We start from the raw sequence: 25,881 nt of genomic DNA on the forward strand, positions 1-25,881 counted from the left end.
TTTTAACCGGCTTTTTTGTTAACGCAGCAAAAGCGGCACAGAACTTGCTGCAAGAATCTCGCCAATGTTGCAACCCACCGCAACAGGACGCTTCCTGGCTTACATCAGGTGCAACTTAAAGTGTGAACAGGCGCAACCTGTGAGCATGAAAAATGCAAAGTCAGGTGAAACCCAGGTAACAGCTGTGTTAAATGCATTGTGCGCGTCGCACCTTTGCGGCAGGATACCGCGCCTTATGAGAAATCGCTTTCTCTGGATGCGGTAAAGCCCTGACGTTATCCCGTTCCGGTAACGCAGGAAAAAGATTTCTCTTAAGAGATCAAATAATAAGTGGAGAGACAGATGACAGTAAGTACACCGATGCTGGTGACATTTATCATTTACATCCTCGGGATGGTGTTGATTGGTTTTATCGCGTACCGCTCAACTAAAAACTTTGACGACTATATTCTGGGCGGTCGCAGCATGGGCAGCGTGGTGACCGCGCTGTCGGCCGGGGCCTCGGACATGAGCGGCTGGCTGCTGATGGGACTGCCGGGCGCGATTTTTCTCTCCGGGATCTCTGAGAGCTGGATTGCCATCGGTCTGACGATTGGCGCGTGGCTGAACTGGAAAATTGTTGCGGGTCGCCTGCGCGTGCAGACCGAGCATCACAATAACGCCTTAACCCTGCCAGACTTTTTCACCAGCCGCTTCGAAGACCACAGCAAAATTCTGCGCGTCATCTCGGCACTGGTAATCCTGATCTTTTTCACCATTTATTGTGCCTCGGGCGTCGTTGCGGGTGCGCGCCTGTTTGAAAGCACCTTCGGCATGAGTTATGAAACCGCACTGTGGGCCGGCGCGGCAGCAACCATTCTTTATACGCTGGTGGGCGGCTTCCTTGCGGTGAGCTGGACCGATACCGTACAGGCCAGCCTGATGATTTTTGCCCTGATTCTGACGCCGGTGATTGTAATTATCGCCGTCGGCGGACTGGATGATTCGCTGGCAGTGATTGAAGCTAAAAGCCTAGAAAACCTCGATATGCTGAAGGGCCTGAACTTCGTGGCGGTGATTTCACTGCTCGGCTGGGGCCTCGGCTACTTCGGCCAGCCGCATATTCTGGCGCGCTTCATGGCAGCAGACTCGCACCGTTCGATTCGTACCGCACGCCGCATCGGGATGGCCTGGATGATCCTTTGCCTGGCCGGTGCCGTCGCGGTGGGCTTCTTCGGCATCGCCTATTTCCAGAACCATCCGGATCAGGCGGCGGGCGTAAGCGAAAACGGCGAACGCGTGTTTATCGAGCTGGCGCGTATTCTGTTCAATCCGTGGATCGCCGGTATTCTGCTGTCAGCTATTCTGGCGGCGGTGATGTCGACCCTGAGCTGTCAGCTGCTGGTGTGTTCGAGCGCGCTGACCGAAGACCTGTATAAAGGGTTTCTGCGTAAAAATGCCAGCCAGAAAGAGCTGGTGTGGGTTGGCCGTTTAATGGTGTTGGTAATTGCGCTGGTGTCGATTGCGCTGGCCTCCAACCCGGAGAACCGCGTGCTCGGCCTGGTGAGCTACGCCTGGGCAGGCTTCGGGGCCGCGTTTGGCCCGGTGGTGCTGTTTGGCGTGTGCTGGAAGCGCATGACGCGCAACGGCGCGCTGGCCGGCATGATTATCGGGGCCGCCACGGTGCTGATCTGGAAGCAATACGCCTGGCTCAATCTGTATGAAATTATTCCTGGCTTCCTGTTTGACAGCATCGCGATTGTCGTGGTGAGCCTGGCCGGTCGCGAACCGTCGGCTGAAGCGCAGCAGCGTTTCATTGCCGCCGAAGCGGAATACAACACCAAATAACGGTGATGGCCTGAGTAAACCGGGGAGCGCGTGTGCCGTGCTCCCCGCACTGTTGGTGTCACGTCCTCTGCGCGCAATTTATCGCCCTACCTGTCACTCCGCCCTGACTTTCCCGCATCGCTACCTGACCCGCAAAAGCAAAATTAATTTCGCGCGGTGACTTGTATTTTCATCCGCGATGATGATAATCGATATCGTTCGCACTTTACGTATTTTTACCTAAGGTTTACCCTCCTTAACATTCAAGAGGTTGGTGATGTTCGTTCCCTTTATCATTATGCTGCGCGAAGGTCTCGAGGCAGCGCTCATCGTCAGCCTTATTGCCAGCTATCTCAAACGCACCCAGCGCAGCCAGTGGTTTCCCGCAATGTGGGCCGGCGTGTTTATCGCTGCGGCGCTGTGCCTCGCGCTCGGTATTTTCATCAACGAAACCACCGGTGAGTTCCCGCAGAAACAGCAGGAGCTGTTCGAGGGCATCGTGGCGGTGATTGCCGTGGTGATCCTCACCTCGATGGTGTTCTGGATGCGCAAGGTCTCGCGCAATATCAAAGCCACGCTGGAAAAATCAGTCGATCAGGCGTTGCAGAAGCCGGGCGGCAGCGGGTTGCCGCTGGTGCTGATGGTGTTTCTCGCCGTGGCGCGTGAAGGGCTGGAGTCGGTGTTCTTTCTGCTGGCGGCCTTCACTCAGGATGTCGGCTATGCGCCACCGATTGGCGCAGTGCTCGGGCTGGCATCTGCCATCGTGCTGGGCATGCTGATTTACTACGGCGGTGTACGTCTTAACATGGCGCACTTCTTCCGCTGGACCAGCCTGTTCATCCTGCTGGTGGCGGCCGGACTGGCGGCGGGGGCGATCCGCGCCTTCCACGAGGCGGGACTGTGGAACCACTTCCAGGCGACCGCGTTTGACTTCAGCAACACGCTCTCTACCCATTCAATCTTTGGCACGCTGCTGGAAGGCATTCTGGGTTATCAGGAAGCGCCGAGCCTCAGCGAAGTCACGGTATGGCTGATTTACCTGATCCCGGCGCTGCTGCTGTTTTTCTTCCCGGCGCGTCCGGCACCCAGCGCCGCACGTTCGGTGCGCTAAATTTTCGCAGGCGCGCGTGCGCCTGTACCTTTATGTAACATGTAACAGGGATATGACTATGACGATTCGCTTCCGCCGTAAGGCGCTGTTGCTCTCCATGCTGGCGCTGTCCGGTGCCGCTTCTGCCGCTGCCGTACCGCAGGTCACGGTGACGGTCACTGACAAGCAGTGCGAGCCGATGTCGCTCAACGTGCAGGCCGGTAAAACCCAGTTCATCATCAAAAACAACAGCCAGAAAGCGCTGGAGTGGGAAATCCTCAAAGGCGTGATGGTGGTGGAAGAGCGCGAAAACATCGCGCCTGGCTTCAGCCAGAAGCTCACCGCCAACCTGGAGGCGGGTGAATATGACATGACCTGCGGCCTACTCACCAATCCGAAAGGCAAGCTGGTGGTCAGCGGTCACAGCAAAACCGCCAGCAGCGTCAAGCCAGACGTGCTGCAGCTGGTCGGGCCGATTGCCGATTACAAAGTCTACGTGATGGCAGAAGTGAGCGCGCTGGTGGCCGGCACCAAAGCCTTCACCGACGCGGTAAAAGCCGGTGACGTGGAAAAAGCCAAAGCTCTGTATGCGCCGACGCGCGTGCACTACGAGCGCATTGAGCCGATTGCCGAACTGTTCTCCGACCTCGACGGCAGCATTGACGCGCGTGAAGATGACTTCGAGAAAAAAGCTGAAGATCCGAAATTTACCGGCTTCCACCGGCTGGAAAAACTGCTGTTCGCCGACAACACAACCAAAGGCGCGGACGCGTTCGCTGACCAGCTGTATAAGGATGTTCAGGATCTGCAAACCCGCGTCAGCGAGCTGGCCTTCCCGCCGGCGAAAGTGGTCGGTGGCGCGGCAGGCCTGATTGAAGAGGTGGCTTCCAGCAAAATCTCCGGTGAGGAAGATCGCTACAGCCGTACCGATCTGTCCGATTTTCAGGCCAACATCGACGGCGCACAGAAAATCGTTGATCTGCTGCGTCCTCTGCTGCAAAAAGCCAATCCGCAGCTGCTGGCGAAAGTGGACGCGAACTTTAAGAAGGTGGATGGCCTTCTCAGCAAATACCGCACTAAAGACGGTTTTGCCTCCTATGAAAAGCTGACCACCAGCGACCGTAATGCGCTGAAAGGGCCCATAACCACGCTGGCGGAAGATCTCTCCCTGCTGCGCGGCACTTTAGGTCTTGATTAATCATGAGTAAAAAAAATGACGCGGCGCAACCGTCGCGTCGCCGTCTGTTACAGGGATTAGGCATGCTGGGTGGCGCGGCGGCATTGGGCGGCGGCTGTCCGTTTCATGCCGCCAGCGCGGCAGAGAGCTTCTCACCCGGTACGGTAGCACCCGACGCGCGCCAGCAGGCGCAACCGTTCTACGGCGCTCATCAGGCCGGCATCCTGACGCCGCAGCAGGCATCTATGATGCTGGTGGCGTTTGATGTGCTGGCCAGCGATAAAGCCGAACTGGAACGCCTGCTGCGGCTGCTGACGCAGCGCTTTGCCTTTCTCACCCAGGGCGGACCGGCGCCGGCGGTGCCCAATCCGCAGCTGCCGCCGCTCGACTCCGGCATCCTTAGTGCGGACATTGCGCCCGATAACCTGACCCTGACGCTGTCGGTGGGTCATTCACTGTTCGACGAGCGCTTCGGGCTGGCCGCGCATAAGCCCAGCCAGCTGCAGACGATGACACGCTTTCCCAACGATTCGCTCGATGCCGCACAGTGTCATGGCGACCTGCTAATTCAGATCTGCGCCAATACCCAGGATACGGTGATTCACGCGCTGCGCGATATCATCAAGCACACGCCGGATCTGCTGGCGGTGCGCTGGCGGCGCGACGGCTTTATCGCCGATCACGCCGCACGCAGCAAAGGGCGCGAAACGCCGATCAACCTGCTGGGTTTCAAAGATGGCACCGCCAATCCGGATACCCACAATGCGCAGTTGATGGACCAGCTGCTGTGGGTGACACCAGAACAGCAGGAACCGGCGTGGACGCACGGCGGCAGCTATCAGGCGGTACGCATCATCCGTTTTCACGTTGAAATGTGGGACCGCACGCCGCTGGGCGAACAGCAAACCATTTTTGGTCGTGAGAAGTTGTCCGGCGCGCCGCTGGGGATGCAGCACGAGCACGACGTGCCGGATTACGCCCGCGATCCGGACGGCGAGATTATTGCGCTGGATGCGCATATCCGGCTCGCCAATCCGCGCACGCCGCAAACCGACAGCAGCCTGATGCTGCGGCGCGGCTACAGCTATTCCTCGGGCATTACCGGGGTAGGACAGCTGGATATGGGGCTGCTGTTCGTCTGTTATCAGCACGATTTAAGCAAAGGCTTTATTACCGTGCAGAAACGACTGAACGGCGAAGCGCTGGAAGAATATATTCGTCCCATCGGCGGCGGATACTTTTTTGTTTTGCCCGGCGTGGCGGACAAAAATCATCATCTGGGTCAGCCGTTGCTCGAAGCCTGATTAATTAATGTACAGCGCTTGTCCGCCGTTCGCGGTGCTAGGCGCTGCTGTTAAGCCCGCCTCAAATTTCTCCTGTCTCGCTGTGACGTCCGAATTTTCTGAAACAGTTTGTTAAGCGCTGAATTACCTATCTTACTGAAGATTACTATTAATTTAATTTAAGCGCACCGGGCTAAGGCTGCACCACGCGGGTTTTCTTTGCCGTAAAGTAAAAATAGTGTTGCAAATCGGCGGAAATATGATGAACTTTAATCATAGCGTCGTCAGTTGTGTGGCTGAGTCCACTGGAGTTCGCGCATGACCCGGTCCTTATACGGACAGTTAAATACACTTCAGCTAGCGCAGTACGCTGCGGGGGATTGCCTCCCGCGTGAGAATCCTCTTCACTTTTCTTTTATCGCCTTCGAATTCTTTTCCGATGTTTACCGGTACGCGGCAGCGTTTCGGCGTTGTTGTACACTTTTCTCACTGGCTCGATACGGCTTACAAGGAAGCCAACAAAACCTCTAAAGCGTTCAAATCATCGCCGCGGGTGATCCGCCGCGATAAATGAAACCAACTGTAAGGTGCCACTATGGGAAGACAGAAAGCAGTGATCAAAGCGCGTCGTGAAGCCCGCCGAGTGCTTAGCAGTGACTCTCGCAGTCATCGTCAGCGTGAAGAAGAATCGGTCACTTCGCTGGTGCAGATGGGTGGGCTGGATGCAATTGGCATGGCGCGCGATGTGCGTGACCGGTCACCAATTGAGGCCAGAAACGATGCTCAGGCGCACTATCTTAACGCCATAGAAACGAAACAGCTGATATTCGCGACCGGTGAAGCCGGCTGCGGTAAAACCTGGATCAGCGCTGCGAAAGCAGCCGAGGCCCTGATCAATAAGGACATCGAAAGGATCATTGTGACGCGCCCGGTTTTACAGGCGGATGAAGATCTCGGTTTCCTGCCAGGAGACATCTCCGAGAAATTCGCTCCCTATTTCCGACCGTTTTACGACGTTCTGGTTAAACGTCTCGGCGCTTCCTTTATGCAGTACTGCCTGTGACCCGAAATCGCCAAGGTAGAGATCGCGCCCTTCGCTTATATGCGCGGACGTACCTTTGAGAATGCGGTGGTGATTCTGGATGAGGCGCAAAACGTCACCGCTGCGCAGATGAAGATGTTCCTGACCCGCTTGGGCGAAAACGTCACCGTGATTGTAAACGGTGATGTCACCCAGTGCGACCTGCCCGCCAGCGTCCAATCTGGCCTTGCCGATGCGCTGGCGCGCTTCGAAGAGGATGAGATGATTGGCGTGGTGCGTTTCGGTAAAGAGGACTGCGTTCGCTCGGCACTGTGCCAGCGTACGCTGCATGCTTACAGTTAACCTTGAAAAAGATAGCTAATCTCAACCCGGCTGCGGCCGGGTTTTTCATTGCTATGCTTACGGGACGAAAAAGGGCGGAAACGATGAGCGGAGAAAGTCATGCACTCTCTTGATGTGCAGGTGGTAAGGATGGCGCAGCAATGGGCGGAAGCGCAGCCGGTGTGGCTGTGTACTATGCTCAGCACTTACGGCTCATCGCCGCGCCCGCCGGGCGCGATGATGGTGATTCGCGCCGATGGGCGCTACAGCGGTTCTCTGTCCGGCGGCTGCGTGGAGGAGAATTTTATCGCCCGCGTTCAGCAGCAGGCGTTCTCTGCCGCCAGTCAACGGGTGCGCTACGGTGAGGGGGGCGACACGCCTGACCGCGCGCTGCCGTGCGGCGGCGTACTGGATATTCTGGTCGAACGGTTGCCTGCAGGTGCCGCCACGCTGCGCTATTTACAGCAACTGGAGGATGCGCTGACCGGCGCGCGAGCCATCACCAAACGCCTGACGCTGCCGCAGCCGTGTCACGCGCTTGAACCGGCGCCTTATACCCGCCACACCCGCACCCAGATCACTGACGGCGAGATCGTTCTGACCCTCAGTGCCGCGCCGCGCTTTATCCTTGCCGGACTCTCCAGCGTCGCCGTCTACTGTGCCAACTTCGCGCTGGTGCTGGGATTCGAAACCATCGTCTGTGAACACCGTGAAGAGGTGCTGAGCAATATGGCGGCCGAACTGGCGCCGGACGTCAAACTGGTGCAGCAGTTTCCGGCAGTGTATCTGGAACGCGAGGGCTGTCATGCCGCCACGGCGATCCTCTCGCTGACGCATAATGCGCGTATTGACGATCTCACCATGATGGAAGCGGTCAATCTGCCGGCATTTTATCTCGGTGCTATGGGCTTGCAGCGCAACAGTGCAAAACGCAAAGCGCGCCTGACCGCGATTGCGGAGCTGACGCCGGCGCAGTTGCAGCGCATTCACGCACCGGTTGGGCTGGATATCGGCAGCAAAACCCCGGCGGAGATCGCGCTGGCAATCATGGCGGATATTGTGCGTCACAAAAATGGGTTAGCGGAAACGGATGCGCTTAGCCCGGTGCACGCAGCGTCTGAATGATCACATCACTCACCCCACGAAAAACCCGGATTCACCAGAACGCCAGCAGACGGGCAAACGGCTATGCCAAATTTTCGCGCCGCAAATAATCAATAAGCTGTGCTTTATGTTTCATGATGTGATCAACGCTTGCGCTTTACCGGTAATATCTTACTCTTCAGAGAAGCGTGTACAAACACCTGAACTGAGAAGGGGTATTTATGGCTAAGCGTCATTTGATTAAATCAATTGAAATTACAGCAATTATTGTCTTCGCGCTGGTGATCGCCTGGCTGGCCGTCACTGGCATCCTGTCATCAACCGGCCTCGATCATGCGTGGCCATATCCACATCAATAACTGAGTCCGGCACCAGGGAAATCAATTACGCTTAAATATAAACAGAATAAATTATCTAACCTGCACACCAGTATCAGCGGTGACACCGTGTCAGCATACAGGGTTTCGGTCTCAGGTTTGACGCGTATAAATCAGCAACTTTCGGGAAACGCGTTATTCTGTTATTCGAAGTCCGCATGGCGGCTGAACATGCTCTCGCTGGTTTCACCGCACTGATGCATGATTTCAAGCACAATGGCATCACAGGTGATGAAGCAGAGCTGCTCAAAGGCCGAGCCCATTGGCTGCGAGAATCGTCCGACGCTGCGTGCGTTATCGGTTTTAACGGTGCCGGGTAAGACCAACACGCATTTGGCCAGTCTGCCGATGCCTGAATCTGCTTTCATGGTAATCAGCGCCACATCGACACCGCGCTCAACGGCGTTCAGCGCCAGCGCTTTCAAGCTCGCGGTTTCGCCACTGCCAGAACCAATAATCAATAAATCGCCAGGTCTGGAGTGGTGTGACGAGATTTCACCGACCAAGCTGACAGAGAAACCCAGATGCAACAGACGGTTAGCGAACGCGCGGATAGCAATGCCGCTGCGCCCGGCGCCCTGCAGGAAAATGTGTTTCGCGCTGCGAATTTGTGCGATCAATGCCTGCGCCTGGCTCTCGTCTATCTGCTGGGCGTTGTGCGCGAGTTCGGTAAGAATATGGGTGACATTTGACAGAACAGCCATATCAACGTTCTCCCGTCAGGCGATCGTTTATCCGTCTCATTAAACAGCGGGGAGAATGGCAGGAACATGGCCGGTGCTTTTTCAGTCTGGTCATAGCGCATTCCTTCTTTATTCAAAGACATCATCAGTGGATGAAAATGGATAATCTGCAAAATTTTCCGTCAGAGTACACGTTCAGCTGCCCACGGGATATTGAAGTGTTCAACTAAAACTGGCCACCGCTTTAGAGTTTTTCCAGTATCGGTTTTCCGATTCGTTTGGGGGTAACCCACCGTTATAGTCATGCGGCCTTAGCGAGCTGTAATATCCGACGATATAGTCTGTGATCGCATGTGCAGCTTCGCTAAAGTTTATATAACCTGTCACTGGCACCCACTCGTTTTTCAGACTTCTGAAGAAGCGTTCCATCGGGCTGTTGTCCCAACAGTTTCCACGTCGGATCATACTCTGCCTGATCCGGCAACGCCACAGTAACTGCCTGCTTGTATAGTGGCTACCCTGGTCACTGTGGAACATCGCTCCGGCTGGTTTACCGCGAGTTTCCCACGCCATTTCCTGCGCTTTGATGGTCAGCCTGCTGTCCGGTGAGAATGACATTGCCCAGCCTACCGGTTTCCTTGCCAACAGATCGAGAACAACAGCGAGGTAAGCCCAACGCCTGCCTGTCCAGATGTACGTCACATCGCCGCACCACACCTGATTAGGCTCTGTCACTGCGAACTGTCGCTCAAGGCGATTCGGGATAACGATGTGTTCATGACCACCACGTTTATACCGGTGGGTAGCCTTTTTTAATATGTCGTTTTCCATTTCAATACGTTGTAGCTTTTTCTTCAGCTCGCGTATTTCAATCTGTTCCGGGGTTATAGGGGAGGCTTTAGGTATTTTGCCCTGTCGTTCATCCCGCAACTGTTTTCCCCATCGCGTCATGGTAGAAAGACCCACATCCATAGCATTGGCCGCAGCTGCAACGGTGTAGTTCTGATCAAGGACCAGTTGAGCGGCTTCGCGTTTAAACTCTGCGCTGAAATTTCTTTTTTTCATTATGGCACCTGTGTTGTTCTGAGGTGAGCATATCACCTCTGTTCAGGTGGCCAAATTTAGTGTGCCACTTCAGTGCGGACTGGCCGGTGCGCTGTATGTGCCGTAGGTCGGCATCATCAACCCGAGTGAAATGTCACCGAACAACTCGATTGAAGCGGCGATTTGGGTGGCGCTCGGTGGACGCGGCACGCTGATTGGCCCGCTGCTGGGTGCGGCCATCGTCAACGGTGCCAAAAGCTGGTTCACCGTCGCTTTTCCGGAATACTGGCTGTTTTTCTTGGGCCTGATGTTCATCCTGGTCACGCTGTTCCTGCCGCGTGGCGTAATTGGCCTGCTGCGCCGGAGGCGTCATGACTGAGCAACTGTTTACCCAACCGCACCCTGCGGATCGCCATCGTCAGCAAACCGATCCGGTGCTGCTGCTGGAGAAGATCAACGTCTCGTTTGACGGCTTCCGCGCGCTGACCGATCTGTCATTGCAGATCGGCGTCGGCGAGCTGCGCTGCGTGATCGGCCCGAACGGTGCGGGAAAAACCACGCTGATGGACGTGATCACCGGCAAAACCCGGCCGGACAGCGGCCAGGTGATCTACGACCAGGATACCGATCTGCGCCAGCTGTCACCGGTCGAGATCGCCTGCGCCGGCATTGGCCGCAAGTTTCAGAAACCCACGGTGTTTGAAGCGCTGACGGTGTTTGAAGACCTCGAAATCGCGCTGAAAAACGATAAATCGGTGTGGGCCAGCCTGCGCGCCCGGCTTAGCGACGAGCAGCGCGATCGTATCGACGAGGTGCTGAAACTGCTGCGGCTCGGCGGCGAACGTCAGCGCCAGGCGGGTCTGCTGTCGCACGGGCAGAAGCAGTTTCTCGAAATCGGCATGCTGCTGGTGCAGGAGCCGCACCTGCTGCTGCTGGACGAACCGGCAGCCGGCATGACCGATGCCGAAACCGACTACACCGCCGAGCTGTTCCGCAGCCTGGCGGGCAAGCACTCACTGATGGTGGTGGAACATGATATGGGCTTTGTGGAAACCATTGCCGACCATGTGACGGTGCTGCATCAGGGCCAGGTGCTGGCTGAGGGATCGCTGCGCGAGGTACAGGCGGACGATCGGGTTATCGACGTATATCTGGGGCGCTGAGATGTTACAGGTAGCAGAACTGCATCAATATTACGGCGGCAGCCATATCCTGCGCGGTCTGTCGTTTGAGGCTCGCCCGGGCGAGATCACCTGCCTGCTCGGGCGCAACGGCGTGGGCAAAACCACGCTGCTGAAGTGTCTGATGGGGCTGATTCCGGTCAAATCCGGCGAGGTTCGCTGGCAGAACCAGCTGATTAACACGCGCAAGCCACACCAGCGCGTACAGGCCGGTATTGCTTACGTGCCACAGGGGCGCGAAATTTTTCCGCGTCTGACGGTGGAAGAGAACCTGCTGATGGGGCTGGCGCGCTTCTCCGGCGCACAGGCCAGCCGGGTACCGGAGGAGATCTACCAGCTGTTTCCGGTGCTGCGCGAGATGAAAACGCGGCGTGGTGGCGATCTGTCAGGCGGCCAGCAGCAGCAACTGGCGATCGGCCGGGCGCTGGCCTGCCAGCCGCAGCTGTTGATCCTCGATGAGCCGACCGAAGGGATCCAGCCGTCGGTGATCAAAGAGATCGGTGCAGTGATTCGCCAGCTGGCGCAGCGCGGTGACATGGCGATCCTGCTGGTCGAGCAGTTTTACGATTTCGCCGCCGAACTGGCCGACAACTATCTGGTGATGTCGCGCGGCGAAATTGTGCAGCGCGGCGCAGGCGCGAATATGGAGAGCGAGGGCGTGCGCGGGCTGGTGGCGATTTAGCCGCGCGGCGGGCGGGCGGGCAAAAGACAGGTTGTTAATCTGCAAGAAAAAACTTATGTTTACCCTCCACCCGGCTATTCCGGCCGTAGCGAAGGTTGAGCGAACTGTTACTGATGGAAACCCGCCGCGACGAACGAATCAATAAGCTGGCGCAGGCGCTGAAACACAGCGACACCCTGCACTTAAAACAGGCCGCGCAACTGCTGGGCGTGTCAGAAATGACCATCCGCCGCGATTTAACCGGCGCGACGCAGGGCGTGGTGCTGCTGGGTGGCTATGTGATGCGCGACCCACGGCAGAACGTGGCGCACTATTTTGTCTGCGACCAGCAAAACCTCAACGTCAGCAAGAAACGTCTGCTGGCACAGCGGGCTGCCGCGCTGGTACAGGCCAACGACACGGTGTTTTTCGACTGCGGCAACACGTTGCCGCTGGTGATAGAAGCGATCGATAACGATCTGCCCTTCACCGCCATCTGCAGCGCGATCAACACCTTTCTGGCGTTAAAAGAGAAGCCGCACTGTCGGGTGATTCTGTGCGGCGGCGAATTCCACGCCGATAACGCCGTGTTTACACCACTCGAACAGGTCACGGTGCTGGATGCGCTCTGCCCCAATAAAGCGTTTATCTCTTCCGCCGGCATGGACGTCGCGCAGGGCGCCACCTGTTACAACCTCAATGAACTGCCCATCAAGCATCTGGCGCTGCAGCGGGCGCAGACCAAAATCGTGGTCGGCGACAGCAGCAAGTACGGCAAGGTGCTGCCGGCACGCATTGGCGACTTCTCGCTGTTTGATATGCTGGTCAGCGACAGCCCGCCTCCGCCCGCGCTGCTCGCCGTGCTGCAGGCGGCTAGGCTCACCCTGCACTGCGGCTAGCATTATTCCGCCTCTGCACCAGCCGCTGCGGAAGATTGCGCGCAATGCGGCTGTGATTGCCGGGTGAAAACGGCTAAACTTCAGCATCTGACGTTCCACCCATTACAGACCAAGAGGCTCATCACAACGTGGCTCAATTCGTCTATAGCATGCATCGCGTCGGCAAAGTGGTTCCGCCGAAGCGTCACATTCTGAAGAATATCTCCCTTAGCTTTTTCCCTGGCGCCAAAATTGGCTTACTCGGCCTGAACGGCGCGGGTAAATCGACCCTGCTGCGCATCATGGCCGGCATCGATAAAGATATCGAAGGGGAAGCTCGCCCGCAGCCGGGCATCAAAGTCGGCTATCTGCCGCAGGAACCTCAGCTGAACCCGGAACACACCGTGCGTGAGTCGGTGGAAGAAGCCGTCGCGGAAGTGGTTGGCGCGCTGAAGCGTCTCGACGAAGTGTACTCGCTGTACGCCGATCCGGATGCCGACTTCGACAAGCTGGCCGCTGAGCAGGGTCGTCTGGAAGAAGTGATCCAGGCACACGACGGGCACAACCTGGAAAACCAGCTGAACCGCGCCGCCGATGCCATGCGTCTGCCGGAGTGGGATGCCAAAATCGCGAACCTGTCCGGTGGTGAACGCCGCCGCGTCGCGCTGTGCCGTCTGCTGCTGGAAAAGCCAGACATGCTGCTGCTCGACGAACCGACCAACCACCTGGATGCCGAATCCGTCGCGTGGCTGGAGCGCTTCCTGCATGACTTCGAAGGCACCGTGGTGGCCATCACCCACGACCGTTACTTCCTCGATAACGTCGCCGGCTGGATTCTGGAGCTGGACCGTGGTGAAGGCATTCCATGGGAAGGCAACTACTCCTCATGGCTGGAGCAGAAAGATCAGCGTCTGGCGCAGGAAGCGTCTCAGGAAGCGGCGCGTCGCAAATCGATCGAGAAAGAGCTGGAGTGGGTGCGCCAGGGCGCGAAAGGCCGTCAGTCTAAGGGCAAAGCCCGTCTGGCCCGCTTTGAAGAGCTCAACAACACTGATTATCAGAAACGTAACGAGACCAACGAACTGTTCATTCCACCTGGCGCGCGCCTCGGCGACAAAGTGCTGGAAGTGAAGAATCTGAGCAAAGCGTATGGCGATCGCGTGCTGATTGATGATCTGTCGTTCTCGCTGCCGAAAGGCGCCATCGTCGGCATCATCGGTCCTAACGGCGCCGGTAAATCGACGCTGTTCCGCATGATGTCAGGTCAGGAGCAGCCGGATTCCGGCAGCATCGAGCTGGGCGAAACCGTGAAGCTGGCGTCGGTCGATCAGTTCCGCGATGCGATGGATAATTCAAAAACCGTGTGGGAAGAAGTTTCTGGCGGTCAGGACATTATGCGCATCGGCAACACCGAAATGCCGAGCCGCGCTTATGTCGGTCGCTTCAACTTCAAGGGCACCGATCAGGGCAAACGCGTCGGCGAACTGTCCGGCGGTGAGCGTGGTCGTCTGCACCTGGCGAAACTGCTGCAGGTGGGCGGCAACCTGCTGCTGCTCGATGAACCAACCAACGACCTGGATATCGAAACTCTGCGCGCACTGGAAAACGCCCTGCTGGAGTTCCCGGGCTGCGCGATGGTGATCTCGCACGACCGCTGGTTCCTTGACCGTATCGCCACCCACATCATCGACTATCAGGATGAAGGCAAGGTGGAGTTTTTCGAAGGTAACTTTACCGAGTACGAAGAGTACAAAAAACGCACCCTCGGCGCCGAAGCGCTGGAGCCGAAGCGTATCAAGTACAAGCGCATGGCGAAGTAATCGCTGTGATAACAAAAAGGCGCCGCGGCGCCTTTTTTGTTGTGCTGCGCTAGCTGCCCAGCATCTGCTTCACCAGCTCGACGCAGCGCAGGAAGCGTGTGTCGTAATCATCCTCTTTGACGTGCACATATTCAATGTGATTTTCACGCAGCATGGTGACCAGCATCGACTGGAACTCGCGGCGATCCATTGAACTGCCGAGGCTGCGCAGGCCGTCGGCCACCCACGGTACGTTATTTTCCAGCAGAATCACCAGGTCAAAGCGGTACTCATCGATCAGCGCCTGCACGAATGGGTGCTCGCGCCCTTCATACTTGAGGCAGAACGCCTGGGTAGTGATGAAGTCAGTGTCGATAAACGCCACCTTGTTGGCGTATTTGACGGCAAAATCGATGTACTGCGCCTGGCCGAGCGCGATTTTGTCGTAGTCGGAGTATTGCAGCGCCATCTCATCACCACCGAGGTGCGAAAAGACATAATCGCGGCCATACTCCCACGCGCTGGTGGTGTTAAATATGTTGGCCAGCTTGTTGACCAGCGTTGACTTACCGCTCGATTCACCGCCGAGTACCGCCACGGTGCGCACGAAGAACGGCTTCACTTCAGTCGGGATGTACTCCCAGTAGCGGAACGGATCCTGACGAATCTGACTGCCGCTGATGTTCATAAACGATCGATGCGGATCGATTACCACCGCCGGAATGCCCAGATGCTGCTGATACATCGGCGCATCCGGTTCTTCGCTGGTATAGACGCAGTCCGGCTCAATGCCCTGCTCCGCGAGGAACGTTTTCACGCCGGCGCTCCACACGTCCCAGCCGTGCGGATAGGGCTCGATGCCCTCTTCGTTGAACGAATGGATGCGGATGTTTTTCTGGTACTTGAAGGTCTGCAGCAGCCAGCGCAGACGATCGCTGATGGTGGGCTGCTGCGACATGGCGCTGTTCTCAAACAGCTGGCGATCACGCGGATCGTCATGGCCCATGATGATGTGCAGCTCATCGACCTGGCTACAGGCGCGCTGGATCAGGTAGATGTGGCCGGTGTGCAGCGGATAGAACTTACCGAACACCACGCCCACGGTTTTGTCGCGACGCGGGAATTCCAGCCCGAGAAAACGGTGCAGCGCTTCCAGCTTCTGCGCGCTCGGGCTTTTGATTTTGGCATTCAGCAACTGGCTCAGATAGCCTTTGGTCATCCCGCTGGCATCAGCCACCTGCTGCAATGTATGTCCCTGCTGGCGAATCGCGGTTTTCAGATAGTCAAACGATGACATGTAGTGCCTCCTGCGTGGAATTAGAGGGATGGTGCGCGCGGGCCCTCACCCCGGCCCTCTCCCGCCCGCGGGAGAGGGCCGGGGTGAGGGCAAAGGTGGGGCACAGGCGATGGCACAAGCCAAACCTCAACCCCAATAACCCGCTCTACAGCTCGTCCAGAATCGCCAGCGCGTCCGCCAGCTTCTTCGCGCTATATACCTTCATACCGTCAATCGCCTTCTTCGGCGCATTCCCTGCCGGCACAATGGAGCGCTTAAAGCCGTGCTTGGCCGCTTCGGAAATGCGCTCCTGGCCGCTCGGCACCGGACGAATCTCCCCGGCCAGCCCGACTTCGCCAAAAATCACCAGATCCTGCGGCAGCGGGCGATCGCGCAGGCTCGACACCATCGCCAGCAGCAGCGCCAGGTCTGCACTGGTCTCGCTGACTTTGACGCCGCCGACCACGTTCACAAACACATCCTGATCGGCCATCTGCAGGCCGCCGTGACGGTGCAGCACCGCCAGCAGAATCGCCAGACGGTTCTGCTCCAGCCCCACCGCCACGCGGCGCGGATTGCCCATCATCGAATGGTCCACCAGCGCCTGAATCTCAACCAGCAGCGGGCGCGTGCCTTCCCAGACCACCATCACTGAACTGCCAGAGGTGATCTCATCGCCGCGTGACAAAAAGATAGCAGACGGGTTGCTGACTTCGCGCATGCCCTGCTCGGTCATGGCAAATACGCCCAGCTCATTCACCGCGCCAAAGCGGTTTTTGTGGCTGCGCAGCGTGCGGAAGCGCGAATCGGCATCGCCGTCCAGCAGCACCGAACAGTCAATGCAGTGCTCCAGCACCTTCGGCCCGGCCAGCGAGCCATCTTTGGTGACGTGACCGACCATGATGATCGCCACGCCGCGCGTCTTGGCGAAGCGCGTCAGGTAAGCGGCGGTTTCCCGCACCTGCGCCACACTGCCCGGCGATGACTGGATCTCCGCCATGTGCATCACCTGGATCGAGTCGATCACCATCAGCTTCGGCTGCTCCTGCTCGGCGATCAGGCAGATCTGCTCAATACTGGTTTCCGACAGCATATTGAGGTTTTCCGTCGGCAATCCCAGACGATGGGCGCGCATCGCCACCTGTTGCAGCGACTCTTCGCCGGTGACGTATAGGGTTTTCATCCCTTCCGCCAGCTTACACATCACCTGCAACAGCAGTGTTGATTTACCGGCGCCAGGGTTACCGCCAATCAGTATCGCGCTGCCCGGCACCACGCCGCCGCCCAGCACGCGGTCAAACTCTTTAAAACTGGTCGAGAAACGCGGCAGCGCTTCCAGACTGATCTCCGACAGCTTCTGCACCCGGCTGGTGCCGGCGCTACCGGCATAGCCGCTCAGGCGCTCATTGCGCGCGGCCGCAGGCGAGGCGGCAATGCGCACCTCGGTAATGGTATTCCAGGCGTGACAGGCGCTGCATTGCCCCTGCCAGCGCGGATAGTCAGCGCCGCATTCGTTACAGACGAAGGCGCGTTTTGCCGCTTTGGCCAAATCAAATCCTCAGTTAACGCTCTTCGTGAATCAGGCTGCCGGTGAGAATGCAGAACACCCCCATCAGGTCAGCGTGGCGGATAATCACTTCCGTCTGCTCATTCACTTTGGGTTTAGCATGATAGGCGATACCCAGCGCCGCGGTTTTAATCATCGGCAGATCGTTAGCACCATCGCCAATCGCCACGGTTTGTTCCGGTGCGATGTCAAAGCGCTGGGCCAGACTGTTCAGGGTATCGGCTTTAAATTGCGCGTCGACGATTTGCCCCAGCACTTCGCCGGTCAGCTTACCGTCACGCATTTCCAGTTCGTTGGCTACCGCAGCGGCCAGATGCAGCGTCTGCCGCAGGTGATCGGCATAGAAGGTGAATCCGCCCGAGGCAATCGCCACCTGCCAGCCCAGCGCCTGCAACTTGTGCACCAGCGTGGTCAGGCCCGGCATCAGCGGCAGCGTGTCGCGTACCTGCTTCAGGATGTTGGCGTCAGCGCCAGCCAGCTTCGCCACGCGTTCGCGCAGGCTGGCTTTAAAATCCAGCTCGCCGCGCATCGCGCGTTCCGTCACTTCCGCCACCTGCTCGCCACAGCCCACCAGTTTGGCGATCTCATCGATGCTCTCGATCGGGATAGCGGTGGAATCCATGTCCATTACCAGCAGCCCTGGCGTTTTCAGATGGGGGATTTTGCCAAGCGGCGCCACATCAAAGCCAGCCTCATGCGCCAGTTTGCTGGCACGCGGCGTCAGCGAGCCCGCCAGCCGGATCACCTGATACTCATCGACATTCCACGCGCTGACGATCGCCATCGCCGCGCCCAGCTGATGCTGATAATCGGTCAGTTTTTGTTTATCGAGCCCGCGCCCATACAGTAACCAGCCAGTCCGACCGGCACGGTAATCCAGCGGCATCACTTCATCACCGCTCAGGGAAAGGGGTAAACCCGGCCAAAGAGAGACATCGGCGGGCAGATCGCACCAGGTAAGACGATTTGGCATTACAGCTCCTGTAGGGACAACAAAACCACGCAAGAGGCTACCTTGTCTGCGCGGGTTCTGGCAACATAATTGCCAGCCTTTCTGCTGTTACGTCACAGGGGTTTCTGATGGTCAAAACCGCACTGAAATTTCGCCTGCATCGCACGGTGATCGTTCTTATCTCGCTGGCGCTGTTAGTGGTGCTGATGCAGGGCGCGTCATGGTTTAGTCTTGGCCATCAGATGGCCCGTTGCGAACAGGTCGAGGAGCTGGCGCACACGCTGACGCGCCAGGTGGCGTTTAGCCTGAAACCGCTGATGGACAACAGCGATGATAACCACACGCAGATTGAAGCCATCCTGAATCAGATGACGGATAACAGCCGCGTGCTGGACGCTTCGGTCTATGCCGACGACGGCAGCCTGGTGGCCCACAGCGGCGAGAGTATTAACGTGCGCGACTGCCTGGCGCTCGACGGTAAACGTGCCGGTAGTTATTTCAATCATCAGATTGTCCAGCCGCTGGAAGGGAAAGAGGGTCCGCAGGGTTTTCTGCGTATCACGCTGGATACGCATGTGCTGGTGACGGAATCGCGTCAGGTGGATAACACCACCAATATTCTGCGCCTGATGATGCTGCTGGCGCTGGCGATCGGCATTATCCTGACCCGTATACCCTGCTGCGCGACCGCCGCACCCGCTGGCAGCAATCACCGTTCCTGCTGACGGCCAGCAGAACGGTGAAAGAGGATAAAGAGGAAGAGACGGCGGTGGAGAGTGTGGAGACGGAGAGGAAAGAGGGTTGAGGCAGATAGCTCTCTATTTCACTGGTTTTTAGGCTGTGTCCCTTAATTACATAACCTTTTGTAAAACAGCCGGATGCATCCCAGTTTCATCATCGCCAGATAATTCCTCGCCGTTTTGTCATAACGTGTGGCAATGCGGCGGTATTCTTTTGTCCGGAGTAGGCTTTGTCAGCCAGCACTGCATGGCCACGACGCTTCATGCTGCCGTTCCGGCGCTGAACACCAATACCGTCCAGAAGACGTTGTGCAAACTGGCTTTCGTGAGCCTGACCGGGACTCAGTACGATATTTAACGGCAGACCGCTTCCGTCTGTCGCCAGATGGATTTTGGTGCCAAAACCACCGCGAGAGCGACCCAGCCCATTATCTCCGGCGGTATCGGAATGTTTTTTTGCGCCCCGGCGGCGCACCTGAGTGCCCGGATATTGCTGCCATCCAGCGCAGTTGCGGACCAGTCAGCGAGACCATGAGCATCAAGAGAAGAAAGTAACCTGTTGAAAATAATGTTAATCACTCCCGATTTAGACCATCGATTAAAACGGTTATAAACGGTCTTCCATGGGCCATATCGCTCAGGCAAATAGCGCCATGGTGCGCCTGAACACAGCACCCAGAACATGCCGTTGATGATCATACGATGTTCAGCCCATGGACGTCCGGCCCGTGGTGTTGCTGGTTCAGCAGGTAATAAGGGCTGGATGATAGTCCATGCTTCATCGGGAAGGTCGTAGCGAGCCATAGTTCAGTGTGTTGTGGAAACAGGTAGTTACTATATCTCAGGTGATTAAGGGACACAGCCTAGATTAAACTGTCGATCTGCCGCGTGGATGCGCAGCTCTGCTGCGACAGATGATGGAAGCTGGTATTTTGCGCCTGATGCTGCTACATCACCTGTTGATTATGCTGCTGCATCTCGTCAGCGCCAGATTGCGGCTCTGCTTGAGCGTGCTGAGCGAATGCTGGTTGACGCTGCTGAGCTGCTGATTGGCCTGTTCGATTTCGCTAAACCAGGCATCGTTGAACTGCTGCTGGAAAGCCTGCATCGGCACCATAAAAAATGCGTTGATATCATTGGCTGCCAGCCCTTTCAGCTGCTCCTGCAGCCCGCCGGCCAGCAGCACGAATCCCTGTGCCAGTGGGCTATCGCTTTTCGCCTGATAGGCAGCAAACAGCTGCTGCGCCTGCTGCAATGGGGTAGTGGCTGCCGCCGCCAGGCTTTTCCAGCTGTCGACCGAACCGCTCTGCTGGTCCTGCATCAGATAAATACCGGCACGATGGCTGTTGTCGCTGGCGTTGAGTAACTCAATGCGTGCTTTATCCAGCAGGGCCAGCCGTTCGCGCAGCTGGCTGGCCTGTTGCAATGAGTGTTGCGTCTGATTCACGTGCTGGTTGAGCAGCAGCACCCCGGCAAACTGCAGCAGACAAAACAGCACAATAAACAGCATGAACTGGCTGCGCAGGCTGGAGAGCCAGACGGGCAGGCGCAGGGTGAAACGGGGTCGCAGCCGCAGCGGCAGGGAGATTACAGACAGGAGAGACATCAAACAGCTCCGCAAAAATAAAACGCAGTATTGGTTTGATGCGTGACAGTCCGGTGACAGTGCGCGCGATGTGCGGCAAAACAGCACATCGCGCGTTACTAAAGCAAATTGCGGGGCGGAAAACCGGGGGGTGAAGCGCTGCTGCGTTTTCAGCGGCGCTGACTCGCGTGCTGCTCAATCAGCGGCAGCAGCAGTTTCGCTACGGCGGCGAACACCGGCACCACCACCGAGTTACCAAACTGTTTGTAGGCTTGTGTGTCGGAGACCGGAATGCGGAAGCGCGCTTCGCCCGGCGCTTCAAAGCCCATAAGGCGGGCACATTCACGCGGCGTCAGGCGGCGCGGGCGGCGCGCCATGTTCGCGGCCTGCTGAAAATCCTGCTCGCCCAGCGCGTGATCCCAGCCGCGATCGATCAGGATTTCCGAACCGTCTTTATAGTAGCGCGCTGACAGCGTGCGCACGCAGCAGTGCGGATTGCGCGGATCGTTGAGGCCAAAGCCAAAACCGTTGCCTTTGGCTTTATGCTTTTTCGCATACTGGTACAGATAGTGCCACAGCGTGGGCGACAGGATATATTTTGCCGCTGGCTGCAGCTCCAGCAGGCTGTGCAGCGCCGGAACTTCAGGCGGATAGAGCGCCGCCAGCGCGCGCAGCGAGAAACCTTCGCTCAGGCCGGTATCGCGCCGGATTCCCACCAGCACGATGCGCTCGCGGTGCTGTGGCAGGAAGTGACGCGCATCGACAACTTTGACATCCGGCGATTCGTCGTCAGCCGCGTCAGCGACGTCGTAACCCAGCTCATCCAGCGTGGCCATAATAATGGCAAAGGTGCGGCCTTTATCATGGCTCTTGAGGTTCTTCACATTCTCCAGCACGAAAAACGGCGGTTTTTTGGCGGCGAGGATGCGCGCCACATCAAAAAACAGCGTGCCCTGTGCTTCACACTCAAAACCGTGCGCGCGACCCAGCGCATTCTTCTTACTGACGCCGGCCAGCGAAAAGGGCTGACAGGGAAAGCCGGCCAGCAGCACCTGATGGTCGGGAATAGTCTGATCGATATGCTGATAAATCGCCTGCTCATCCGGCAAACCGGCCGGCTGGGTAATCAGCCGGATATCACTGTTGAACTGATGCTGGGCGGGATCGCTGTAGTGGTTGGCTTTATAGGTGCGCACCGCTTCTTTATTCCACTCGCTGGTGAATACGCACTGGCCACCAATCTGCTCAAAGCCACGGCGAATACCCCCGATGCCGGCAAACAGATCGATAAACTGAAAGCGGGGATTGTCATAATGCGCCGGTCGCGATGGCAGTAGCACCTGCAGACGGGCGACCTCCGCCGCTGACAGCGCGGGCGCGGCACTTTTTCCCGCGCGAATACGGTTAAGCTGCGTGATGCTCCAGTCGCGACCGCCGGCCTCGCTCAGGATGACCACCAGATCGCGGGCCGCGTAGATATCCAGTGCCTGCAGCAGTAACGCGGTGGCGTCATCATCAGCGGAGTGCGGGGAGGGCGAAGCCGTCGCGGCGGGATCGAGTGCAAGCATGCGTTTTTCCTTAACAGTGAAGCGGCTATGCTACCACTCCTGGCGCGGCGTGGAAATTAACGATGGCTGCGCAGCGTCTCGCAATCTGCTCCGCACAAACTTTCGCTTTCGCCTCAACGCGCTAAAGTTGAAGAAGCCCGGAAAAAAGGAGACGCCATGGCAGACGTCCACTCGCATGATATTCGCAGCAGAAATATGCGCGCTATTCGCAATCAGGATACGGCGATTGAGCAGCGTATTGCGCTGCTGCTGAAAGATCGCGGCTTTAGCTTTCGCGTACAGGATAAAGCGCTGCCGGGCCGGCCGGATTTTGTGCTGCCGCAGCACAAAGCCATTATCTTTGTGCACGGCTGTTTCTGGCATCGTCACCACTGTTATCTGTTCAAAATGCCGGCCACGCGTACCGAATTCTGGAGCGGCAAAATCAACAGTAACGTGGAGCGTGACCGGCGCTATGTGCAGCAGCTGCAGGAAAGCGGCTGGAAGGTGCTGATCGTCTGGGAATGCGCGCTGCGCGGCAAACTGCGGCTGGAAGATGAGGCGCTGGTGGAGCGGCTGGAAGAGTGGCTGCTGGCTGCCACGCACAGCAGCGAGATCGATCATCAGGGATTGCATCACTATCGGGCAGATTAAGGCAGGGTGATTGCTTTTACCCGTTATAACAGTTTAGATCAGCGTTTTCTCTGGGACGCGGAACACCACCATGAGCAGCATCAAACTGACGGTCAGACGCCTGTATCAACTGCGCGATGAGCGCATGGTCAATGCGCATGCTACGGGCGCGCATTTATCTGGACGATACGCTGGTGGCCACCGAGGAGATAAGCGGCATGACAGAAAGTCCGGTGAGCAAGTATCTGCACGCCGACGATCTGCACGGAAAAACGTTACGCGTCGAATGGGACTGTGCGGGCATCGCTGATATGATGGTGACGGCGATTGAGCGGTGCCCCTGTTGTCAGGATCACGAACCGGAATAAGGAATGCCATTTTGGCAGGAACCAGCTTACTGACTCTTCTGGATGATATTGCCACGCTGCTCGACGACATTTCCGTCATGGGCAAAGTGGCGGCAAAAAAGACCGCCGGCGTGCTGGGCGATGACCTGTCGCTCAATGCGCAGCAGGTGACGGGCGTGAAGGCCAATCGTGAGCTCCCGGTGGTATGGGGCGTGGCGAAAGGCTCGTTTATCAACAAACTGATCTTGGTGCCGCTGGCGCTGCTGATCTCCGCGTTTGCGCCTTGGCTGATTACGCCGCTGCTGATGATTGGCGGTGCCTACCTGTGCTTTGAAGGGGTGGAAAAGGGCTGCACAGCCTGCACCACGACAAAGCGGAGAAGAGTCCGGAAGCGCGGCAAAAGCGCCTAGATAATCTGGCGCAGCAGGACCCGCGCCAGTTCGAAAAAGATAAGGTTAAAGGCGCAGTGCGCACCGACTTCATTCTGTCGGCTGAAATTGTGGCGATTACCCTGGGCATTGTTTCGGATGCGCCGCTGCTCAATCAGGTGTTAATCCTGGCCGGTATTGCCATTCTGGTTACCATCGGCGTGTACGGTATTGTGGCGATGATCGTTAAGATTGACGATCTCGGCTACTGGCTGCGTGAGAAGTCTTCCACGCTGGCGCAGGCCACCGGCGGCGCGCTGCTGGCGCTGGCACCGTGGCTGATGAAAATCCTGTCGGTGGTTGGCACCGTCGCGATGTTCCTGGTGGGCGGCGGCATTATCGTGCACGGCATTGCGCCGCTGCATCATGCCATTGAAGAATACAGCAGCGGCTTCCCGGGCGTGGTTTCCATGCTACTGAGCAACGGTGCGAATCTGGTGGTGGGCTTTATCGTTGGGTCGATTGTGCTGTTAGTGGTAAATCTAGTTGCGAAGCTGCGCGGTAAATCGGTATAAAGCGCAGGAAATTTCTAATCACGGGTCAGGAGAACGATGATGAACGACGATATGTTTGAATTTGATATCGATGCACAACTGGAGCAGGCGGAAGCCAAAGCGGCGGAAAAAAGCCAGCGAAGTGCCGGCGGATATCCGCGACGAAGCCGACTGTGAAGGCTGCAAAATCTGATTTCCCACCCGGGAGAATCGTTCAAAGCCGATAATAACTTTTATCGGCTTTGTTTATTTACGGCATTTTTCACTGCTTATTCCGAATTTGTCACAGTAATAGCAATATCCTATAGGCAAAAAACGTGCACAGCTGCTATACCTTAATCCGTTCAATCACGGTGAGAAGGGAGGGCGCGGTATGACCTTTGCAATCAGTGACGAAGTTCAGCACAAACAGGGCGGACCCACCATGGTGGTGACCGGCTATGCCAGCGGAATGGTAGAGTGTCGTTGGTATGATGGCTACAGTGTACGCCGCGAAGCGTTCCGCAGTGATGAGCTGACGCATCTGTCGGCCGCGCGCCAGCTGGCCAGCTGAGCCCCTCGGGACGGTCAGCGCGCCGTCCCGATGTCATTGACACTTTTCACGCTTTTCCTGATCTCTGCCTGTACGCCGTTTTCCCGCCTGACTACACTTCTTCAATTCGTTGTTATCCGGAGCCTGGCTACTGATGCCAATCTCGCCACTGTCATCACGCCGCATGACGCCTGTGCTGCGCGTGCATCTCTGTTTTCTGGCGGTCTTTCTCTTTTCACTTTTTCTCACCGTCCATGAAGCGCTGGAATTAAAAAATAACTATCAGCAGCGGCAGCGCGCCCAGCTGTCCGAGATCCAGCGCAGCCTCGATAGCCGCTTTCAGGAGAGTCTGGACGAGCTTAATTACTATCAGCGGATGCTCAGCTACGCGCTGACGCACCCGCTGGACGCCGATTATGGTCAGCACGCCTTGCAGCGTTTTCAGCAGTTGCGCCATCAGCCGGTGTGGCAGTTGCAGATCGCTAACCTGCGCAGCATGCCGATTAACGGCGCCAGTGACGAATGGCTGCAGCGTGATGCACTGCTGCAGCGCGATGATGCTTATCTGCTGCCCGAGCTGCGCGCTGCGCTGGAGTTCAGCTTTATCATGCAGTTCAGCGATGAGGCGCAGGACTTTCATTCACGCTTCTGGTACACCTCGCGCGCTGGCTATTACATCAGCTCACGTCCGCCGCGCGACGCGCAGGAGCTGGCGCAAAGTTACGCTACCATGACGCAGCGACCGTATTTTCGCGACCAGCAGCCGGGCCGGGCGCCGCAGACGCGATGGCACTGGACCGAAGCCTATCAGGGGGAGTTCAACGAAGGGTTGATGCTGACGGTGAGTGCGCCGGTTATCGCCCATCAGCACTGGTACGGCGTGTTGTCGATGGACTTCACCCAGCAGCGAATAAATGCATTGCTGCACCAGTCGCGTCACAGCGTGCTGCAGGGCAAGCTGGTGCCCGAAGATCGCGCACTCAACGAGATCACCCGGCTGCCGGCACCGAACGATGTGGCATTGACCACCGCGCAGCGCGGCCAGCTGATGCAGGCGATTCACAAGCAGCCGGCCGGAACACTGTGGCTGGGCAGTCAGTTGGCCAGCTGGGTTAAGTTAAAAAATGTCGATGCCTGGCTAATCAACGTGCAGAGTTTGCGCCAGGGGCTGGCGCAGGAGCTGGGGCGGGTAGCGCTGTTTCTGTTAGGCATGTGGCTGCTGTTCGTGCTGTTACTGGCGCTAGCGCATCAAGTGATTTTCACCTGGTACGGCGGCTTGAGGACCTCTCGGCGCGACTGGCGTGTCGCGCTAATTATGACGGCCTGACACGCCTGCT

Annotated in this window: 19 protein-coding genes and 7 pseudogenes; 18 read left to right on the top strand and 8 right to left on the bottom strand. The window is 57.4% G+C overall.

Annotation, left to right across the window (positions count from 1 at the left end; all coding sequences use genetic code 11):
- The first annotated feature begins 342 nt into the window (after positions 1-342).
- From putP to AC6I8M_RS18320, 7 genes and pseudogenes are all read left to right on the top strand, one after another.
- Positions 343-1,827, top strand: a complete 1,485-nt coding sequence (putP, locus tag AC6I8M_RS18290) for a sodium/proline symporter PutP (RefSeq protein WP_010616265.1) — start codon at positions 343-345, stop codon at positions 1,825-1,827.
- 256 nt (positions 1,828-2,083) lie between these two features.
- Entirely contained in the window at positions 2,084-2,917 is an 834-nt protein-coding gene (gene efeU / locus AC6I8M_RS18295; RefSeq protein ID WP_010616264.1) for an iron uptake transporter permease EfeU, read from the top strand.
- Between the two features lie 58 nt (positions 2,918-2,975).
- Complete coding sequence (gene efeO, locus AC6I8M_RS18300) at positions 2,976-4,094, top strand: iron uptake system protein EfeO (protein WP_010616263.1); 1,119 nt, start codon at positions 2,976-2,978, stop codon at positions 4,092-4,094.
- A 2-nt stretch (positions 4,095-4,096) separates the two neighbouring features.
- The gene (efeB, locus tag AC6I8M_RS18305) at positions 4,097-5,377 is read left to right on the top strand and encodes an iron uptake transporter deferrochelatase/peroxidase subunit (RefSeq protein WP_498013555.1); all 1,281 of its coding nucleotides are present in this window, start codon (positions 4,097-4,099) and stop codon (positions 5,375-5,377) included.
- 574 nt (positions 5,378-5,951) lie between these two features.
- Positions 5,952-6,740, top strand: a pseudogene (phoH, locus tag AC6I8M_RS18310) (phosphate starvation-inducible protein PhoH).
- A gap of 99 nt (positions 6,741-6,839) precedes the next feature.
- Entirely contained in the window at positions 6,840-7,844 is a 1,005-nt protein-coding gene (locus AC6I8M_RS18315; protein WP_022548642.1) for an XdhC family protein, read from the top strand.
- Positions 7,845-8,044: 200 nt separating this feature from the next.
- Complete coding sequence (locus AC6I8M_RS18320) at positions 8,045-8,182, top strand: hypothetical protein (protein ID WP_193718013.1); 138 nt, start codon at positions 8,045-8,047, stop codon at positions 8,180-8,182.
- A 161-nt stretch (positions 8,183-8,343) separates the two neighbouring features.
- On the opposite strand, the gene hxlB is transcribed toward AC6I8M_RS18320, so the two are convergent.
- Positions 8,344-8,904 (bottom strand): 6-phospho-3-hexuloisomerase, encoded by a 561-nt coding sequence (hxlB, locus tag AC6I8M_RS18325; protein WP_010616258.1) that lies wholly within the window; start codon positions 8,902-8,904, stop codon positions 8,344-8,346.
- A 201-nt stretch (positions 8,905-9,105) separates the two neighbouring features.
- Positions 9,106-9,948: an IS3 family transposase gene (locus tag AC6I8M_RS18330; RefSeq protein ID WP_022537112.1), complete on the bottom strand. Its 843-nt coding sequence runs from the start codon at positions 9,946-9,948 to the stop codon at positions 9,106-9,108.
- 73 nt (positions 9,949-10,021) lie between these two features.
- Between AC6I8M_RS18330 and AC6I8M_RS18335 the strand changes: the two are divergent.
- The 5 genes and pseudogenes from AC6I8M_RS18335 to ettA form a co-directional block, all read left to right on the top strand.
- Positions 10,022-10,306 (top strand): annotated as a pseudogene (locus tag AC6I8M_RS18335) (ABC transporter permease subunit); the annotation flags it as partial.
- The gene (urtD, locus tag AC6I8M_RS18340) at positions 10,299-11,090 is read left to right on the top strand and encodes an urea ABC transporter ATP-binding protein UrtD (RefSeq protein WP_058948993.1); all 792 of its coding nucleotides are present in this window, start codon (positions 10,299-10,301) and stop codon (positions 11,088-11,090) included. The pseudogene AC6I8M_RS18335 and the gene urtD, both read left to right, overlap by 8 nt.
- Before the next feature lies 1 nt (position 11,091).
- Positions 11,092-11,790 (top strand): urea ABC transporter ATP-binding subunit UrtE, encoded by a 699-nt coding sequence (gene urtE, locus AC6I8M_RS18345; RefSeq protein ID WP_010618487.1) that lies wholly within the window; start codon positions 11,092-11,094, stop codon positions 11,788-11,790.
- Positions 11,791-11,903: 113 nt separating this feature from the next.
- Positions 11,904-12,668: a DNA-binding transcriptional repressor DeoR gene (gene deoR / locus AC6I8M_RS18350; RefSeq protein WP_041387646.1), complete on the top strand. Its 765-nt coding sequence runs from the start codon at positions 11,904-11,906 to the stop codon at positions 12,666-12,668.
- Between the two features lie 128 nt (positions 12,669-12,796).
- Entirely contained in the window at positions 12,797-14,464 is a 1,668-nt protein-coding gene (ettA, locus tag AC6I8M_RS18355) for an energy-dependent translational throttle protein EttA (RefSeq protein ID WP_010618489.1), read from the top strand.
- A gap of 49 nt (positions 14,465-14,513) precedes the next feature.
- On the opposite strand, the gene nadR is transcribed toward ettA, so the two are convergent.
- From nadR to serB, 3 genes are all read right to left on the bottom strand, one after another.
- Positions 14,514-15,740, bottom strand: a complete 1,227-nt coding sequence (nadR, locus tag AC6I8M_RS18360) for a multifunctional transcriptional regulator/nicotinamide-nucleotide adenylyltransferase/ribosylnicotinamide kinase NadR (RefSeq protein ID WP_010618490.1) — start codon at positions 15,738-15,740, stop codon at positions 14,514-14,516.
- 145 nt (positions 15,741-15,885) lie between these two features.
- Positions 15,886-17,268, bottom strand: a complete 1,383-nt coding sequence (radA, locus tag AC6I8M_RS18365; RefSeq protein ID WP_022548641.1) for a DNA repair protein RadA — start codon at positions 17,266-17,268, stop codon at positions 15,886-15,888.
- A 13-nt stretch (positions 17,269-17,281) separates the two neighbouring features.
- On the bottom strand, positions 17,282-18,259 hold the full coding sequence (gene serB, locus AC6I8M_RS18370) for a phosphoserine phosphatase (protein ID WP_022548640.1): 978 nt from the start codon (positions 18,257-18,259) through the stop codon (positions 17,282-17,284).
- A gap of 107 nt (positions 18,260-18,366) precedes the next feature.
- On the opposite strand from serB, the pseudogene AC6I8M_RS18375 reads away from it, so the two are divergent.
- A pseudogene (locus AC6I8M_RS18375) lies at positions 18,367-19,043 on the top strand (YtjB family periplasmic protein).
- A 42-nt stretch (positions 19,044-19,085) separates the two neighbouring features.
- Here the strand turns inward: AC6I8M_RS18375 and AC6I8M_RS18380 are convergent.
- From AC6I8M_RS18380 to dcm, 3 genes and pseudogenes are all read right to left on the bottom strand, one after another.
- A pseudogene (locus tag AC6I8M_RS18380) lies at positions 19,086-19,782 on the bottom strand (IS5 family transposase).
- 178 nt (positions 19,783-19,960) lie between these two features.
- Positions 19,961-20,584: pseudogene (locus tag AC6I8M_RS18385) on the bottom strand (Tar ligand binding domain-containing protein); the annotation flags it as partial.
- Positions 20,585-20,733: 149 nt separating this feature from the next.
- Complete coding sequence (dcm, locus tag AC6I8M_RS18390) at positions 20,734-22,131, bottom strand: DNA (cytosine-5-)-methyltransferase (protein ID WP_498013556.1); 1,398 nt, start codon at positions 22,129-22,131, stop codon at positions 20,734-20,736.
- Positions 22,132-22,287: 156 nt separating this feature from the next.
- Between dcm and AC6I8M_RS18395 the strand changes: the two genes are divergently transcribed.
- From AC6I8M_RS18395 to AC6I8M_RS18415, 5 genes and pseudogenes are all read left to right on the top strand, one after another.
- Positions 22,288-22,764, top strand: coding sequence for a very short patch repair endonuclease (locus tag AC6I8M_RS18395; RefSeq protein WP_010618660.1), 477 nt, complete (start codon positions 22,288-22,290; stop codon positions 22,762-22,764).
- A gap of 70 nt (positions 22,765-22,834) precedes the next feature.
- Positions 22,835-23,111 (top strand): annotated as a pseudogene (locus AC6I8M_RS18400) (hypothetical protein).
- Between the two features lie 11 nt (positions 23,112-23,122).
- Positions 23,123-24,033, top strand: a pseudogene (locus tag AC6I8M_RS18405) (DUF808 domain-containing protein).
- Between the two features lie 352 nt (positions 24,034-24,385).
- Positions 24,386-24,565, top strand: coding sequence for a YodC family protein (locus AC6I8M_RS18410; RefSeq protein WP_010618657.1), 180 nt, complete (start codon positions 24,386-24,388; stop codon positions 24,563-24,565).
- 133 nt (positions 24,566-24,698) lie between these two features.
- A complete protein-coding gene (locus AC6I8M_RS18415) occupies positions 24,699-25,871 on the top strand; it encodes a putative diguanylate cyclase YedQ (RefSeq protein ID WP_010618656.1) in 1,173 nt (390 codons plus the stop codon).
- The last annotated feature ends 10 nt before the right edge of the window (positions 25,872-25,881 follow it).

The organism is Type-A symbiont of Plautia stali (assembly GCF_059731155.1).

Coding starts and splice junctions, on each gene's coding strand:
- putP (WP_010616265.1), top strand. CDS start 343: ATGACAGTAAGTACACCGATGCTGGTGACATTTATCATTTACATCCTC.
- efeU (WP_010616264.1), top strand. CDS start 2,084: ATGTTCGTTCCCTTTATCATTATGCTGCGCGAAGGTCTCGAGGCAGCG.
- efeO (WP_010616263.1), top strand. CDS start 2,976: ATGACGATTCGCTTCCGCCGTAAGGCGCTGTTGCTCTCCATGCTGGCG.
- efeB (WP_498013555.1), top strand. CDS start 4,097: ATGAGTAAAAAAAATGACGCGGCGCAACCGTCGCGTCGCCGTCTGTTA.
- AC6I8M_RS18315 (WP_022548642.1), top strand. CDS start 6,840: ATGCACTCTCTTGATGTGCAGGTGGTAAGGATGGCGCAGCAATGGGCG.
- AC6I8M_RS18320 (WP_193718013.1), top strand. CDS start 8,045: ATGGCTAAGCGTCATTTGATTAAATCAATTGAAATTACAGCAATTATT.
- hxlB (WP_010616258.1), bottom strand. CDS start 8,904: ATGGCTGTTCTGTCAAATGTCACCCATATTCTTACCGAACTCGCGCAC.
- AC6I8M_RS18330 (WP_022537112.1), bottom strand. CDS start 9,948: ATGAAAAAAAGAAATTTCAGCGCAGAGTTTAAACGCGAAGCCGCTCAA.
- urtD (WP_058948993.1), top strand. CDS start 10,299: ATGACTGAGCAACTGTTTACCCAACCGCACCCTGCGGATCGCCATCGT.
- urtE (WP_010618487.1), top strand. CDS start 11,092: ATGTTACAGGTAGCAGAACTGCATCAATATTACGGCGGCAGCCATATC.
- deoR (WP_041387646.1), top strand. CDS start 11,904: ATGGAAACCCGCCGCGACGAACGAATCAATAAGCTGGCGCAGGCGCTG.
- nadR (WP_010618490.1), bottom strand. CDS start 15,740: ATGTCATCGTTTGACTATCTGAAAACCGCGATTCGCCAGCAGGGACAT.
- serB (WP_022548640.1), bottom strand. CDS start 18,259: ATGCCAAATCGTCTTACCTGGTGCGATCTGCCCGCCGATGTCTCTCTT.
- dcm (WP_498013556.1), bottom strand. CDS start 22,131: ATGCTTGCACTCGATCCCGCCGCGACGGCTTCGCCCTCCCCGCACTCC.
- AC6I8M_RS18395 (WP_010618660.1), top strand. CDS start 22,288: ATGGCAGACGTCCACTCGCATGATATTCGCAGCAGAAATATGCGCGCT.
- AC6I8M_RS18410 (WP_010618657.1), top strand. CDS start 24,386: ATGACCTTTGCAATCAGTGACGAAGTTCAGCACAAACAGGGCGGACCC.
- AC6I8M_RS18415 (WP_010618656.1), top strand. CDS start 24,699: ATGCCAATCTCGCCACTGTCATCACGCCGCATGACGCCTGTGCTGCGC.